The following is a 16,762-nucleotide window of genomic DNA, read 5'->3' as shown; positions in this document are numbered from 1 at the left end:
GGACAGCGCTAATGATATGTTATTCATACGGTCTTTTTACAAGGCTGGGCGATGGGAAGATATTGAAAGAATGGCTTATGCAGGCGGGTTAGCAATGGCTTCCTAAAATACCCACAAATTGCGAATGCGCCCTTTTAAAATTAATTTATCTGGTAAGAAAAAGACGCCATTGCTACTTTTATTTTCTAATTGGATTTCTTGACGATCTTTGGTGTTTAAATTATGAATGCTTAAAATTTTGAGTTTGACAAATGCCACTTTAGTTCCAATGTTTTTGATAAGAATATTTTGTGGCTTACTCATATTATTGCCATCACCAAACTCCAGTCTAAGCGGTGAAACGGAAATGGCTGCATGAGGCAAATTGTGATGCAATGCATGATATAAAGAAAATTAAAAACACCCAGAAATGAGATTTTTGGCTCATGGTAAACTCCTGTAAAGTTATTTTGTCGTGCACACAAAAGTATAGTCAATGACAGAAATTTTGCGCTAACTACTTTTGCCAAGCTGCGATTCTATAGTAAACTAGGCATCGATTTTGAATTTTAAATTGACACCAGTAGAGCAAGCATGATTACAACTAATGAAATTAGACGGTCTTTTATTGACTTTTTTAAATCCAAAGGACACCACGAGGTAGCAAGCTCATCGCTGGTGCCAGTGGATGATGAAACCTTGTTATTCACAAATGCTGGTATGGTGCAGTTTAAAGATGTTTTTTTGGGTGCGGATAAAAGATCGTATACGCGTGCTGTCAGCTCACAAAAATGTGTGCGTGCAGGTGGTAAACATAACGATTTAGAGAATGTCGGCTATACGGCGCGCCATCATACTTTTTTTGAAATGTTAGGTAACTTTAGCTTTGGTGATTATTTTAAGCGTGATGCTATTTTCTATGCTTGGGAGTATCTCACGAAAGTATTGAAGCTTCCCAAGGAGAAGCTTTGGGTAACCGTTTTTGAAGAAGACAAAGAAGCTGAAGATATCTGGATCAATGAAGTAGGTGTTGATCCTAAGCGTTTGTCACGCATAGGTGCCAAAGATAATTTCTGGGCAATGGGTGACACAGGTCCTTGTGGGCCATGCACTGAGATCTTTTATGATCATGGAGAAGAAGTTGCCGGTGGTCCTCCTGGGACGCCTGAGGAAGATGGAGATCGCTATATCGAGATCTGGAATCTGGTGTTTATGCAATACAATCGCTTGATCGATGGTACTTTAGAGAAATTACCTAACCCGTCGGTTGATACGGGGATGGGGCTTGAGCGCATTGCAGCAGTATTGCAGCATGTGCATAGCAATTATGAGATTGATATATTCCAGAAACTTATTGAGGCTGCAGCAAAGATTGTGGTAACAGAGGATATTAATAATCCATCACTTAAAGTTTTAGCAGATCATATTCGCGCATGCAGTTTCTTAGTTATCGACGGTGTTCTGCCTTCAAATGAGGGGCAAGGTTATGTATTGCGTCGTATTATTCGTAGAGCCGTGCGCCATGGTTATAAGCTAGGTGCAACGGAAGTTTTCTTCTATCGATTAGTGGTGACATTGGTTGCAGTAATGGCTGAAGCCTATCCCGCTTTGAAAGAAAAACAAGCGTTGATTGAAGATGTCTTAAAAAAAGAAGAAGAGCAATTTGAAAAAACGCTAAGTCATGGCATGAAAATCCTTGAAGAGGAAATTGCCACACTTGATAGTAGTATAATCTCAGGGCAGACGGCGTTTAAGCTTTATGATACCTATGGTTTCCCATTGGATTTAACAGCGGATATTGCCAGAGAGCGCAATTTAACGGTTGATGAAGCAGGCTTCACAAGTGCTATGGAAGCACAAAAAGCGCGGGCAAAGTCAGCCAGTAAGTTTGGTGTTGACTACAATCAAATGATTAAGACAGATTTACAGACAACTTTTGTTGGCTACTCAGTGCCGGTGTCCGATGCGCACGTGTTAGCACTTTTTAGTGAAGGTAAAAAAACAGATAAACTTATGATAGGGCAAGAGGGTGTTATTATCTTGAATCAAACACCTTTTTATGCGGAGTCTGGTGGACAGGTTGCTGATAAAGGTGTTATTGAGGCATTAGGTAGTGAGTTCACTGTCGAAGATGTGCAAAAATCAGGATCTGCTTTTTTACACATTGGTAAGGTAACGAAGGGAAGCTTTGCTGTTGATGATGAAGTGACCGCACAAATCTCTAATAAACGTGCAACAACGGCAGCGCATCACACAGCAACACATTTATTGCATGCAGCATTACGCGAAATCGTTGGTTGTCATGTTGAGCAAAAAGGCTCATTGGTTGAATGTAATAAATTGCGTTTTGATTTCTCAAACCCATCAGCAGTCACGACAAAGCAGATAAAAGAAGTAGAGCGTTTGGTTAATGCGATTATTCGTCAAAATCTTGTTGTAGAAACGATAGAAACCTCGCCTGAAGTGGCTAAAGACATGGGTGCGATGGCACTTTTTGGTGAGAAATATGGCGATATCGTGCGTGTCTTGCGCGTTGGAGATTTCTCGATTGAGCTTTGTGGAGGTACGCATGTCGCTCAAACGGGTGATATTGGTTTATTTAAAATAACCTCTGAAAGCGGTATTGCTTCTGGCGTGCGTCGTATTGAAGCAGTCACAGGCCTTTATGCTGAAAACTATATAGAGGAAAAAGAAGAGACGTTAACAACGATTCATGAGCTATTAAAGTCTAGTGATGATAATGTCTTGGATAAATTATTGAAATTGCAGCAGCAAATCAAAGCACAAGATAAGGTGATTAAAGGTTTAAAACAGCAAATTTCATCAGGTGATACTGTTGCCATTGACGAAGCGCAAATTGATGATGTTACACTGATCTCAGCGCTATTGCCAAATGTTGATATGGGCGTGCTACGCGACAAAATTGATCAATACAAAGCACAAAAAACCAAAGTGATTGTTGCACTTTCTACTGAAAATGAAGGTAAAGCACAAATTGCCGTAGGTGTGAGTAAAGCAATCACTGATAAGATTAAAGCTGGTGAGTTAATCAATTTCATTGCCAGTCAGGTTGGCGGTAAAGGTGGTGGGCGTCCTGATATGGCGCAAGCGGGTGGTAATGATCCACAAAACTTATCAAAAGCGATGACTTCGGTGCACGAATGGGTAAAAGAGCGACTATAATAGCAAGGTGCTTTATTGAACATTAAAATTAGGAAGAAAAGGTATGACCTTTAAAATAAAAACACTTCTGGGGCTATCACTTGCAATAAGTGCAGGAGTTGCTATGGCAACTACGGATACGCCAGTTGAAAATTTGGTGCAAATTTACCAACAAGCACTTGATAACTCTCCGCAATATAAAGCGGATTTTTATACGATGCAATCAAGCAAAATGGCTGAGCCAATTGCCTTAGGCGCCTTGCTGCCAAATATTGCTTTAAACGCTGGAGCCACACTTAATCAGATTCAGACAACACCAGAAAGTGGTAGCTATCGCAACTACACAGCGGGTATTAGTCTCACGCAAACGCTTTTTAATTATGGAAACTATCAAACTTATCAAGCGTCAAAACAAAGTGCTTTAAGTGCTGAAGAGACTTATAATGCGCAAAAGCAGCAGTTTATTTTAGATGTGGCAACGGCATACTTTAATGTGCTCAATGCTAAAGAGCAGGTTGTCTTTTTAAGGGCAAAACTCAAAGCAGTACAAAGTACATTGGATCAGTCAAAACTCAAGCTTAAGGTTGGGATGTCCACCAGTGTCGATGTTAAAGTGGCTGAATCAAACTATTATAGTGCATTAGCGGATTTGAAAGTAGCAGAGAATAATGTTGCATCGGCTTATTATGCTTTGTATCAATACACGGGTGTCGATAACAAATCATTGGCTGATCTAAAGGATAATGTGAATTTCACCAATCCATCACCAGATAGTATTGGTGAGTGGGTTAAGCGTGCACATGCCAGTAATCCAAATCTCAAAGCGCAGCTTTATACCCAAAATGCAGCAGCAAAAACCTGGTCTGCATCAACAGGTAATTTCCTGCCGAATGTCAGTTTAATGGCGAATTATAGTGTGAATGATAATTCAGGTAGTAGCTTTGCAACAAATGCGGCAACTTTACCTTTAGGCAATTATAGTAATGGCTATGTTGGCGTAACCTTTAGCTGGAATATTCTAAATGGTGGTAGTGATTATGCCTCAAGAAAGCAGGCAGCGTTTAATTATCAGGCAGCGGAATTTACCACGCTCGGTCAGCAACGCACGATTACGCAGAATATCGAAGTCGATTTCTATAATGTTGTCTCTGATGTCAAGCAGATTGAAGCCTATAAACAATCCGTTATCGCAGGTGATGCAGCGTATAAACAATATCAAGCACGTTATAAGGTGGGTAGTTCAACCATTACTGAAGTGTTAGATCAGTTGCAAAAATTATATGAAAGCATGTCATTGTTAGCAGCGTCTAAATACAAATATGTGACCGATGTCCTGCAACTTAAGCTTGATGCAGGGACGTTATCAGAGCGCGATGTTCAGATCTTTAATTCATGGCTTAAGTCTTAATTTATTCTCAGCTTCAAAGCAATTAGCAGGTGAACTTATCAGTAAAAAATGATATAAATAACGGCGTTTGATCACTAACTAGAGAAGCTTGATGCAAAAGAAGCTAGCAAACGGAGTTATCGTCATTTTTGGTGCCTCTGGGGATTTAACCGCACGCAAATTAATGCCGGCAATATTTAGTCTTTATCAGCAGAAAGACTTAAGTAAAAGCAATATTGTATTAGGTGTGTCGCGTAGTGAGTTTGATGACGAGCGTTTTCGTCAAAAAATGCAAGAAGCATTACTGGAGGAGTGTCCAACAGAAAAAAAAGCGATCGATAAGTTCTTAAGCCAAGTATTTTATCAGCAGATAGATGTCTATAAAGATGAGGGTTATGTCTGTTTGCAAAAGCGCTTAAATTTACTGTGTAAAACACATAAGCTTGAGCATAATTTCTTGTTTTATTTATCAACTCCACCCAGCTTGTACTATGAGATTCCGCAGCATATTGCCAAACTTGGACTTAATGACGAAAGCGATGGTTATAAGCGCATTATTATTGAGAAGCCCTTTGGCACAGATGAGCAAAGTGCCCAAGCATTGAATGCACATTTATTGCAGCATTATCAAGAGTCACAGTTATTTCGCATTGATCATTATCTAGGAAAAGAAACCATTCAAAATCTGTTGGTATTTCGCTTTGCTAATGCGATTTTTGAACCACTATGGAATGCTTCACATATTGAAAATGTTCAGATCTATGCCAATGAAGCAATTGGTCTTGGCTCGCGTGCCGGCTATTATGATCAAAATGGTGCGATTCGTGATATGATTCAGAATCACCTGTTGCAGCTCTTAGGAATTGTCGCTATGGAGCCACCGGCAAAGATGGATGCCTATTCAATCCGTAATGAAACCTTAAAGGTATTTCAATCGATTCGTCGCTTTAAGTCAGCTGAAGATATTAAAGAGAATGTCGTCACAGGGCAATATCAAGAAGGCTGTGTGCAAGGTGTTTGTAAAGGCGGCTATCGCGATGAAGAGGGCGTTGCTGTAAACTCAACAACAGAAACTTATGCCGCGATTCGCTTTTTTATTGATAATTGGCGTTGGCATGATGTGCCGTTTTATGTGCGCACTGGGAAGCGCTTGAATCAACGTGTTTCTGAGGTGGTGATTAACTTTAAGGCGACACCTCATCCTTTCTTCTCACAAGTGCAGAAGATTACCAAGTTTAAAAATCAATTGGTTATTCGTATTCAGCCGGATGAGGGCATTAAATTAAGCTTTGCTGCCAAAGAACCAGGTAGTGGTTTTAAAACGCATGAAGTCGATATGGGTTTTTACTATTCTGACTTCGCGCAGAAATCGATGCCAACTGCCTATGAACGCTTGATCCTTGATGCTTTGCAGGGGGATAATACTTTATTTGCTCGAAATGATGCAGTCGAAGCCTGCTGGAATATCATTGACCCGATTATTCAGTACGTGCAAAAGCATGGTAAAAGCTTATTAAGCTTTTACCCAAGTGGCTCATTTGGTCCTATTGAAGCCGATAAAATGCTTGCTGAGCTTGGACATACTTGGCGCAATCCATCATCTGTATTTAAGCAGAAAAAGTAATCGCATCATAGATAAAATAATTTAAGGAAATCAATGTCATATATTATCTATCAACAGCAACAAGATATCGCTTATGCGATGTTTGACAAGCTAGTCACATTGTCACATTCAACACAAGATTGTGTGCATATTGCATTATCAGGTGGCACAACACCTAAGAGTATCTTTGAGCTAATTAATCAACGAGGGCAATCCACGGCAATCAATTGGCAGAAACTGCATTTTTGGTGGTGTGATGAGCGTTGTGTTGATTTTGCGGATAAAGAAAGCAATTTCGGTGAGGCGGATAGGTTATTGTTTGCAAGTGTTGATATGCCAAGGGAGAACCTGCATCCGATGCAAGGCGATATTTCACCTGAGCAAGCCGCCCTTAACTATGTCAGAGAGTTAAAAAAACATGTGCCACAAACCGATGGTGTGCCACAGTTTGATTGGGTATGGTTGGGGATGGGTGATGATGGGCATACCGCATCTTTATTTGTTAATGGCGTGCCATTATCATCAGATAAGTGGGTTGAGATCGCCGTACATCCAAGCACAAAGCAAACACGGATTACCTTGACACTTAAAGTACTTAACAATGCCAAAATGATTGACTTTTTAGTGACAGGTGAAAACAAAGCCGCTATGTTAGCTAAGGTGTTTGATCGCGAGAGCGTGACGATAGATTATCCAGCTAAAGCAGTGGAACTTGAAACTGGACGCTTAGTTTGGCATATCGATCAGACCGCTTCCAGTGAATTGGATGAGGGATAATAACAAGGAATTAAAATGAATCAACATATAAGACAGCAGTTACAGCATTTACTGAAAACGGATTATTCAAGCTTGGATATCAAGAGTTTATTTAAAGAAGATGAGGATCGATTTAATAAATATCATTTTCAGGTTGGTAGTTTATTATTGGATTATTCAAAAAATAAGTTAACGGATGATATCTTAGCAACACTTTTTGAGTTGGCTCGTGATGCAAAAATTGAGAAATATCGCGATAAAATGTTCGCTGGAGAGAAGATTAATACTAGCGAGCATCGTGCTGTATTGCATACGGCATTGCGTGATTTCTCTGATCAAGCGATTATGGTCGATGGCATTGATGTTAAACCTGAAATTATCAACGAGCGTTTGCATGTCAAAGCGTTGGTTGAAAAAGTCCATACAGGGCAATGGCGTGGGCATTCAGGCAAAGAGATCACCGATGTGGTTAATATTGGTATTGGTGGCTCTGATTTAGGTCCTAGAATGGTGGTTGAAGCATTAGCGCCTTACCATTTAAACAAAACACAGGTGCATTTTGTTTCAAATGTTGATGCTGAATCTATTTTGAGTATTACCACTAAGCTTAACCCTGAGACCACATTGTTTATTGTGGCATCTAAATCATTTACCACACAAGAAACCTTGATGAATGCAATGACTGCACGCAAGTGGTTGCTTGAATTCTACCAACAAGATCAAGTTGCCGTGGCTAAGCATTTCGTCGCAGTATCCAGTGCACTTGATAAAGTAGAGGCTTTTGGCATTGATCTTGATAACTGTTTCCAAATGTGGGATTGGGTCGGTGGGCGCTACTCGCTATGGTCCTCAATTGGCATGGCAATTGTATTTGCGATTGGCTTTGCGAATTTTGAAGATTTATTAAAAGGCGCGTTTGCGATGGATAATCACTTCAAAAGTGCACCATTGACAAAGAGTATGCCGATTATTGTTGCTTTGATCGCAACTTTATATAGTGATTTTTATCACACACAATCGCAAGCAATTTTGGCATATGATGAGCGTTTGCGTCATTTGGTGGATTATTTGCAGCAAGCAGATATGGAGAGCAATGGCAAATCATGCAAAAAAGATGGCAGCTTAAGCCCTGAGCAAACAGGCGTTGTACTCTGGGGTGGAGTAGGCACTAATGGGCAGCATGCGTTTCATCAGTTACTACATCAAGGTAATGTCATCGTTCCTGCTGATTTTATTGCAATTAAAAAGCCTCACCATTCCTTGAAAGATCATCATCAAGCGCTATTGGCTAATTGCTTGGCACAATCGCAAGCTTTGATGCAAGGTAAGTCATTAAATGAAGTCGTTGATGAGCTTAAAGCACAAGGCTTAGCAGAAAGTGAAATCAACACGTTAGCGCCACAAAAAGTCATTGCAGGCAATAAGCCAAGTAACACGATAGTCATCGATAAACTAACCCCGCATGCATTAGGTGAGTTGATTGCTTTATATGAGCATAAAATATTTGTTCAAGGTATTCTGTGGGGTATCAATAGCTTTGATCAATGGGGAGTGGAGCTAGGTAAAGCCTTAGGTAAGCCTATTCTAACGAGTTTAGAAAAAGGGGGCTTTGACAACGTAAATTATGATAGTTCAACGAAGGGTTTGCTTAAATATATTTCTTAGTCTGCATTTACTCTTTGTTGTTTTGTATTAGTGAAATAAGCTTTTTATCAAGCCAAAATTCAAAAGGGCGACAGCCCTTGCACCTTGATAAATAACCCATATGACCTCCCTTGTGGGTCCATTGAATATCAATATTTGTATGTGAAAGTCCAATGGCGAAGCGATTATCAACGAATGGGTCATCGTGATCGCAGTAATTGGTTTATTAACTCCAGTCGTTAATTCTTTTTAAGTACCGATAAAAATGCTTCTTGTGGAACTTCAACGTTACCAACTTGTTTCATGCGCTTTTTGCCGGCTTTTTGTTTTTCAAGAAGCTTGCGCTTACGTGATACATCCCCGCCATAACATTTAGCAAGAACGTTTTTACGCATCGCTTTAACGGTACTTCGAGCGATGATAGCGCCACCAATCGCCGCTTGAATAGCAACTTCAAACATCTGTCTTGGGATAAGCTCTTTTAAGCGCTCAACGAGCTCGCGTCCTTTGTAAACGGATTGATCTTTGTGAACGATGCTAGCAAGGGCATCAACTTTTTCACCATTAATAAGAATATCTAAGAGCACCATGTTGGCAGCTTCATAACGTTGTAGTTCATAATCAAGCGAGGCATAACCGCGACTAACAGATTTTAAACGATCAAAGAAATCAGAAACAACCTCGATCATCGGGATGTCATAAACAATAGATACTTGGCGACCTAAATAATTCATATCGACTTGGGTGCCACGCTTTTCAACGCAAAGCGTGATAATCGCGCCGACATAATCCTGAGGCACTAAAATAGACGCGCGAACAATTGGTTCACGCACTTCAGCGATAGCGGAAGGCTCTGGTAGTTTTGATGGATTATCAACTTCGATCTCGTCACCGTTTTTAAGGTTTACTTTATAGATAACCGTTGGCGCTGAGGTGATTAGATCAAGATCGTATTCACGCTCCAAGCGCTCTTGAATAATCTCCATGTGCAGAAGTCCCAAAAATCCGCAACGAAAACCAAAGCCAAGCGCTTGTGAGACTTCCGGTTCAAAGAAAAGAGAAGCGTCATTTAAGCTTAATTTCTCCAATGCTTCACGAAATGCTTCAAAATCATCAGCACTAATTGGAAACATGCCGGCATAGACTTGCGGTTGCACGCGTTTAAATCCAGGAACGGGTTTATCCGTTGGATTTTTAGTCAGTGTCAAAGTGTCCCCTACAGGGGCGCCATGAATATCTTTAATACCCGCAACAATAAAACCAACTTCACCGGCTTTTAATGCTTGCTGCTTATGCATTTTTGGTGTGAAAACGCCTAGTTGATCCACTTGGTAGCTTTGCCCTGTCGACATCACTTTGATCTTGTCGCCTACTTGTAACTGACCATTGCGAATACGCACAAGTGATACAACCCCAAGGTAAGGATCAAACCATGAGTCGATAATCAATGCTTGCAACGGTGCCGTTAAGTCACCAACAGGGGCAGGGATTTTGGCGATAATCGTTTCAAGAACATCTTCAACACCTAAGCCAGTTTTGGCACTACAAGTTGTAGCACCTACCGCTTCAATGCCAATAATATCTTCAATCTCAGCACACACACGTTCAGGCTCGGCGGATGGCAGGTCAATTTTATTAAGTACGGGAATGACTTCTAAGTTTTGTTCAATCGCGGTATAGCAATTGGCAACCGTTTGTGCTTCAACACCTTGAGCTGCATCGACAACTAATAACGCACCTTCACAAGCCGCCAGTGAGCGTGATACCTCGTATGAAAAGTCAACATGTCCTGGCGTGTCAATAAAATTCAGCTGATAGGTTTGTCCATCTTTGGCAGTGTAGTTTAAGGTGACACTTTGTGCTTTGATGGTAATGCCACGCTCGCGCTCAATATCCATTGAATCAAGAACCTGCTCTTTCATCTCGCGATCAGTTAACCCCTGACAGACCTGAATAAAGCGATCAGAAAGCGTTGATTTGCCATGATCAATATGCGCAATAATAGAAAAGTTTCGGATGTGTTGCATATGCTTGTGTAGTAGATATTTTATTATGCCGAGCATTATGCCGAAAAAATGATATAAAAGGAATCACCAGTTGCGTGAGGAATCGCTTTAGCTTGATCAAAAACTTTAGTTTGCGCATAAAAATCCCGCTATTGTCCTTTGTTATGGTCAAGGATAGTGATAGAATGCCTGCCAGCAGCTTAAGCTGCGAGGTAAATAACCTTAACTAAAATTATTATAACTATTAAAGAACAATAAAGAGGATATTACTATGTCTAGAATCGCATCTTTGCAAGATCCGTTTTTAAATGCGTTAAGAAAAGAGAAAATTTCTGTATCAATTTACTTGGTAAATGGCATTAAGTTGCAAGGCGTTATCGAAGCGTTTGATCAGTTTTCTATTGTATTGCGCAACAGCGTTAACCAAATGGTTTATAAACATGCGATCTCAACAGTAGTTCCTGCCAAAGCAGTGCGTTTGGTTTATAGCAATTACAATCCAAACCACAGCCAACAAAATCATAACTCAGATCAAGAAGATGATTTTGAATCTATGGATGAAACATCATTTGAAGAGTCATATGATGATATAAACAATGCAGATGATCACTACAATCAACAATCTGCGCAACAATAATATTTATCTATAACTTAAAATTAAGAGGATCTTTCTTTGGAGATCTTTCAAGAACATGAGGTAGGCGAAAACTGCCTACTCATCGATATCGATTTTTCATCTAAACCTGAATTAAACGCTGAGCTTTCTGAGCTCAATGGACTTGTGCATGCTGCTAATTGGCAGATTGTACAGACTATTACAGCACGTCGCTCGCAGCCTGATCCTAAATATTTTTGTGGCAAAGGCAAGCTTGAAGAGATTAAAGCGATGATTGAAGAACACGAAATTGATCTGGTGGTTTTTAATCACAGTATTACGCCTTCGCAAGAGCGCAATATTGAAAAAGCATTAAATTGCAAAGTCATTGATCGCACGCGTTTGATCTTAGAGATATTTTCACAACGGGCGCAAACGCATGAAGGTAAGCTTCAGGTTGAATTAGCACAATTAAATTATGCAGCCACGCGCTTGGTGCGCGGTTGGACGCATTTAGAGCGGCAAAAGGGTGGTATTGGGGTGCGCGGTGGACCTGGTGAGACTCAACTTGAGCTAGATCGACGTTTGTTGCGCCAACGTATTGCCCAGATTGAAAAGCGCCTTGAAAAAGTCAAAAAACAACGTGGCTTAAGTCGCGCGTCACGTCAGAAAAATGACGTGCCAACAATTGCTTTTGTTGGTTATACTAATGCTGGTAAATCAACCTTGTTTAATCAACTAAGTGGCGCAAGCGTTTTAGCTAAAGATCAATTGTTTGCGACGTTAGACCCAACCCTGCGCAAAATCGATGTGCCTAAATTAGGTGAGGTAGTATTATCTGATACCGTGGGTTTTATTCGTAACTTACCACACGATTTGGTTGAGGCATTTTGTGCCACACTTGAAGAAGCGATTGAAGCAGATCTGTTGGTGCATGTGATTGATTATGCCGATGAGCATCATCGCGCGTATATCGAGCAAGTTAAATTGGTGCTACAGCAGATTGAGGCGGATGATAAGCCGATTCTTAACGTATATAACAAAATTGATCGTTTAGATAACTTAGCACCTCATATTGTTTACCATGAAGATCGTCCTGCGGATGTCTATCTCTCGGCGCAAACTGGTAATGGCGTTGAATATTTGTATGAAGCGATTGCTAAGCATTTTAACCAAGAATGGCTCAAAGGTATTTTGACGTTAATGCCGAATGAAGGCAAAGTTCGTGCAGCATTTTATCAACTAGGCGTGGTTGAAAAAGAACAGATAACGGATACAGGTGAATATCAATTAACAATACACATTGCAAAAAATGATTTTGATGCGATATGTCGAAATAATAAGCTTGAGTTAATAGCAAAATTTAGTCACCATTAGGGGCACTGAAAGAGCAAAACGAAAGTAGTATCTATGGCATTAAAATTTTTGTCACGACATAAGGTATTTAATCAAGGGCCACCTGACTTAGAAGAGGCAATCCGTCGATTTCTAGGCAAAGGACGTAAGCAAGATAATAATTCATCGAGCAATAACGGTAATAGCGGCAACAATGGCAATAACCACGGTGGTGATCATAATAACAATGGTAACAACAATAATGAGCCGCCGCGTAAAGATGATAATCAGCGCAAAAGTATCTACTCACGCAGTGCCGATCAAAAGCCATTACCGGTGAAGAAAATCGCAATTGGCGTGGTCGCTGCAGCTGTCATTATTTGGGCAGGTATGGGTGTTTATGTTGTGCAACCAGCGCAACAGGCTGCCGTTTTGACTTTTGGTAAGTTCTCAAGTATTGAAGGACCTGGAATGCACTGGCATGCACCTGGTTTTGTCAGTGTTATCAAAAAAGATGTTGAAGTACTAAACACCATTAAGCTTGATAAACAAATGCTAACTTCTGAAGAGAATATTGTGCATGTGTCATTCTCAGTACAGTATCGTATTGCTAATTTAGAAGATTACTTATTTGCCACTAATAACCCAGAGCTTATCTTGCGTCAAGCGCTTGAAAGTGCGGTGCGCCAAGTGGTTGGTGAGAATAAACTAGAGAAGATTCTAACGACCTCAAGAACACAGATTACCTTAGAAGTGCAAAAAGAATTAGAGAAACTTTTGAATAAGTACAAAACCGGTATTTTGGTCAATGAAGTGATCATGCAACCAGCGCAAGCACCTGCTGAGGTTAAAAGTGCTTTTGATGATGTGATTAAGGCGCGTGAAGATCGTGAGCGCGTACAAAACGAGGCACAAAGCTATGCCAACAAGGTTGTACCAGTAGCGAAGGGGCGCGCGCAACGGATTATGGATGAAGCGCGTGCTTATCAGGAAAAAGTGGTGCTTGAAGCACAAGGTAATGTCGCAAACTTTAGTCAGTTGTTACCTGTGTATCAGCAAAATCCAAGCATTATTGAGAATCAGCTATATTATCAAACTATGGAAAATATCTTTAAAAACAACAAGCTTTATATCGTTGATGGCGATGGCGCTAAAAATCTATTCTATGGTGATAAATTATCACCGCTGGCAATTTCCTCAACGGTTCAAGGAGGTTAGCGATGAGCAATAAACTAATGGGACTAATCGTTGTTGTCATTGTGGCGTTATTATTGATATTCAGCTCAATGTTTCGTGTCAATCAAGGCAATGAAGCCGTGATTTTAAAGCTTGGTGAGTTAAATCAAACCCGTGATGGTCAAGTTAAGGTTTACACGCCAGGACTGCATTTTAAAATTCCACTGATTGAACAAGTCAAAACCTATGATATGCGTTTACGCACATTAACAGTGGATTCATCACGCGTAGTCACGAATGAGCAAAAAGATGTGATCATTGATGCGTATCTGGAGTGGAAAATTAATAATATTTCACAATTCTATCGTAGTGTTTCAGGCAATGATTCACGTGCTGAATTATTATTAAGACAATTCTTGGAAGCATCATTACGTGCTGAGGTTGGTAAGATTGATATTCAAGGTTTGATTAACAATGAGCGCGATCAATTGATGCAAACATTGACAAAGAGTGTGCAAGATCAGGCGAAGAAGATCGGTATTGATGTTGTTGATGTGCGTATTAAGCAGATTGACCTACCTGAAACAGTGACTGAATCAATTTACCAAAGAATGCGTTCAGAGCGTCAAAAAGTAGCATCTTCGATTCGCGCGCAAGGTGAGCAGATGTCAGAATCTATTCGTGCTGATGCTGATGCGACAGTGACGATTACCTTAGCGAAAGCTGATCGTGACGCCAAAGAGATCAAGGCTAAAGCGGATGCAAAAGCGGCTGAAATTTATGTAGATGCTTATGGCAAGTCAGAGAACTTCTATAATTTCTGGCGTAGTATGCAGGCTTATCAAGCAAGCTTTAGTGGTAAAAAAGATGATGTGTTTATTTTAAAACCAGAAGGCAAGTTCTTTAATTACTTCAATTCATCTAACTCACCTAATTCGTCTGTGGCAGCAAAAGCGAGCGTGAGCCAAGTAAAATAATAACTCTTATTCCCGACGGCTTTAGCAGTCGGATATCCTTATTTATAAAAATCTCTTATATCACTGCGCTATATAACTGAGTTTTTATCATTCTTTAAGCTTGCAAACTATACAGCAACATTAAAAGTATGGATAATGCTTAACATGTTTTTTAAAGCGACCCTTCGACTTTGCTCAGGGTGCGATCAACTATTTAGTCGCGATAAATAAAGCTGCACGGGTGAGTGGAGTCGGAGCTTAACTTATTCTTGATTCATGACTAAGTAAAACAGAATGATAAGAATAAAAATGGTGCGGATGAAAGAGAAATGGGTGTAGAGAAATTAAATTGGGCAGATGCGCGTATATTAATGCACAAAGCCAACCCAGAGTTTGTAGCATTGCTAGATACTGTAGATGGCATTGAAAAATATGAGTTTACAAAGTACAGCTATCGCTATGGCGATTTGATTTGTGATGCTGATTATTTTTATGATCCAGATGGCAATATTGTTGCAGATAATATCCCTTTTGGTATGGTTGTTGAAAAATCAATGCAGTTTTTTATGGAGCTGGAAGGATATATTATTCCTGGAGCACTAAGAACTGTTGGTGATATGTCTTATATAACTTATTTTAGTCTTTCAGATCGATCTGCGCTTAATCTGAACTGGAGTGTTTGTTCTGGAGTTAGAGACCCTGTAATAATCCCAACTTATAAGCAAAGGGCAAAATATTTGCAAATGAAAATTGGTCTGGGGGTGGTGGATTCTATAGATTATAGCAGTGACTTTTCTGCTTTAAGAGATATCGCATCAAATATGAATAGTGATTGGCGTTGTGAGTACTTAGGCTTTCCAATTGAGCTTATGGAGTATATGAAGTGCTCACCAAAAACTTGGCATATTAGAGAGTTTTTACTCAGAGAAATTATGAACACGGGTTATGCTAATAACTCGAAAAATTTAATGCAAGATATGATTTTAGATTACATCAAGGTGCATAAATCGAATGTGAAAAATTCATTTTACCTAAGCAGTGCTGCTAATCATATTTTTGATAGTGTCTCTGGGCAAGCAATGTTACATAAATTGGCAGTTGATGAAAATGAGTTGCCATTATTTGATATACAAAAGGCTTATGAGAGTTTTTATAAGCCTAAGCATCCGCCAATGATATTGGTTCCGTCAAACTTTAGGGAGAGCTCCGCTGAAGAGCACTTTTTTAGTATTCAGCACCATACCGTGATGTATAAGCCAAATCATATTGCTAATATTGTCGAGTTATGTGTGGCAGTTCGTGACTTAATGAGTTTATATACTAAATGCTTAACAGAAATTGAAATAGTGCCCAATAACAGTTTGTTGATGTTTTTAAATAGTGCAAAGATCTCAATAATTAGTGATAGGGAAAGCGCATTTAACGAAACTGCAGGAGTATGCTTATTTGAAAATTTACGTAACATTTCCCCGTCAATTAAAAGACAGTTCGATGTCTTTAAAAACAAGAATAAAGCGTATGAAATTCCATCTCGGTCAAACTTTTTTTCAGGATGTATAATGCTTCAAAAGAATTAAAGCTCAGATAGAAAAAAGCCACTATCTGAATCGCAAAGCAAAGTAGTAAAAATCATCGTAATATCCTTCTTTTATTATTGAACAAAAATAATGCAAAAATGCAATACACTGTTAATTGTACTGTATATTAAAAAATAATTTGAGCCTGCAAAACTGTAATCTACTCTAAATTCATACTTTTCTGCTTGGTCTAAATAACTAATTTGAAATTAAAGGCATTTACATCCCAAATTATAAACTATACTTATCATATGGAGCATAAAACGGCTAAGGATTAACCAATGAAGTGGCGACTGGTTATAACATATTGTGCGATCGCAGCATTTTTGTCTGGGTGCAGTTTCTTATTGCCATCGAAAAAAGTTGAGCGTAATGTATTAGGTGACAATTAGCTTTACCGATCACGACAACTAGAATTGCCGGTTGAATCATGTAGGCTATTCCTTAATCAATAAAGCTGCAGATAATTAAGATTAAGGTATGGCAAGAAAACGAGTCACAACAGAACAGGTAAAGCTATACATGAAACTCAGACAAGAAGATAAACTCACCCAGATTGGCTGCGCTGCTAAATCAGGCTTTAGTG

General features: G+C 39.6%; 12 protein-coding genes. 10 read left to right on the top strand and 2 right to left on the bottom strand.

From position 1 onward, the window contains the following. Positions 1-102: 102 nt before the first annotated feature. Complete coding sequence (locus F3D68_RS10370) at positions 103-303, bottom strand: hypothetical protein (RefSeq protein ID WP_151194366.1); 201 nt, start codon at positions 301-303, stop codon at positions 103-105. 270 nt (positions 304-573) lie between these two features. Here F3D68_RS10370 and alaS point away from each other — a divergent pair, with 270 nt between their 5' ends. The 5 genes from alaS (at position 574) to pgi (ending at position 8,552) form a co-directional block, all read left to right on the top strand. Continuing rightward, entirely contained in the window at positions 574-3,162 is a 2,589-nt protein-coding gene (gene alaS, locus F3D68_RS10365; RefSeq protein WP_151194365.1) for an alanine--tRNA ligase, read from the top strand. A gap of 43 nt (positions 3,163-3,205) precedes the next feature. After that, positions 3,206-4,549, top strand: a complete 1,344-nt coding sequence (locus tag F3D68_RS10360; RefSeq protein WP_151194364.1) for a TolC family outer membrane protein — start codon at positions 3,206-3,208, stop codon at positions 4,547-4,549. Between the two features lie 91 nt (positions 4,550-4,640). After that, entirely contained in the window at positions 4,641-6,152 is a 1,512-nt protein-coding gene (gene zwf / locus F3D68_RS10355) for a glucose-6-phosphate dehydrogenase (RefSeq protein WP_151194363.1), read from the top strand. 33 nt (positions 6,153-6,185) lie between these two features. After that, positions 6,186-6,908 (top strand): 6-phosphogluconolactonase, encoded by a 723-nt coding sequence (gene pgl / locus F3D68_RS10350; protein ID WP_151194362.1) that lies wholly within the window; start codon positions 6,186-6,188, stop codon positions 6,906-6,908. 15 nt (positions 6,909-6,923) lie between these two features. Further along, a complete protein-coding gene (gene pgi, locus F3D68_RS10345; RefSeq protein WP_151194361.1) occupies positions 6,924-8,552 on the top strand; it encodes a glucose-6-phosphate isomerase in 1,629 nt (542 codons plus the stop codon). 218 nt (positions 8,553-8,770) lie between these two features. On the opposite strand, the gene lepA is transcribed toward pgi, so the two are convergent. Continuing rightward, the gene (gene lepA / locus F3D68_RS10340; RefSeq protein ID WP_151194360.1) at positions 8,771-10,558 is read right to left on the bottom strand and encodes a translation elongation factor 4; all 1,788 of its coding nucleotides are present in this window, start codon (positions 10,556-10,558) and stop codon (positions 8,771-8,773) included. Between the two features lie 250 nt (positions 10,559-10,808). Between lepA and hfq the strand changes: the two genes are divergently transcribed. The 5 genes from hfq (at position 10,809) to F3D68_RS10315 (ending at position 16,176) form a co-directional block, all read left to right on the top strand. Then, entirely contained in the window at positions 10,809-11,174 is a 366-nt protein-coding gene (gene hfq, locus F3D68_RS10335; RefSeq protein WP_151194359.1) for an RNA chaperone Hfq, read from the top strand. Positions 11,175-11,210: 36 nt separating this feature from the next. Next, positions 11,211-12,509: a ribosome rescue GTPase HflX gene (hflX, locus tag F3D68_RS10330; protein ID WP_151194358.1), complete on the top strand. Its 1,299-nt coding sequence runs from the start codon at positions 11,211-11,213 to the stop codon at positions 12,507-12,509. A 33-nt stretch (positions 12,510-12,542) separates the two neighbouring features. Then, positions 12,543-13,685, top strand: a complete 1,143-nt coding sequence (hflK, locus tag F3D68_RS10325; RefSeq protein WP_151194357.1) for an FtsH protease activity modulator HflK — start codon at positions 12,543-12,545, stop codon at positions 13,683-13,685. A gap of 2 nt (positions 13,686-13,687) precedes the next feature. Then, entirely contained in the window at positions 13,688-14,620 is a 933-nt protein-coding gene (hflC, locus tag F3D68_RS10320; RefSeq protein ID WP_151194356.1) for a protease modulator HflC, read from the top strand. Between the two features lie 308 nt (positions 14,621-14,928). Then, the gene (locus tag F3D68_RS10315) at positions 14,929-16,176 is read left to right on the top strand and encodes a hypothetical protein (protein ID WP_151194355.1); all 1,248 of its coding nucleotides are present in this window, start codon (positions 14,929-14,931) and stop codon (positions 16,174-16,176) included. Positions 16,177-16,762: the final 586 nt, after the last annotated feature.

Origin of the sequence: Cysteiniphilum sp. JM-1, from assembly GCF_008711525.1 — a bacterium.
Lineage (GTDB): Bacteria > Pseudomonadota > Gammaproteobacteria > Francisellales > Francisellaceae > Caedibacter.
This window is presented reverse-complemented; position numbering and strand designations above follow the sequence as displayed.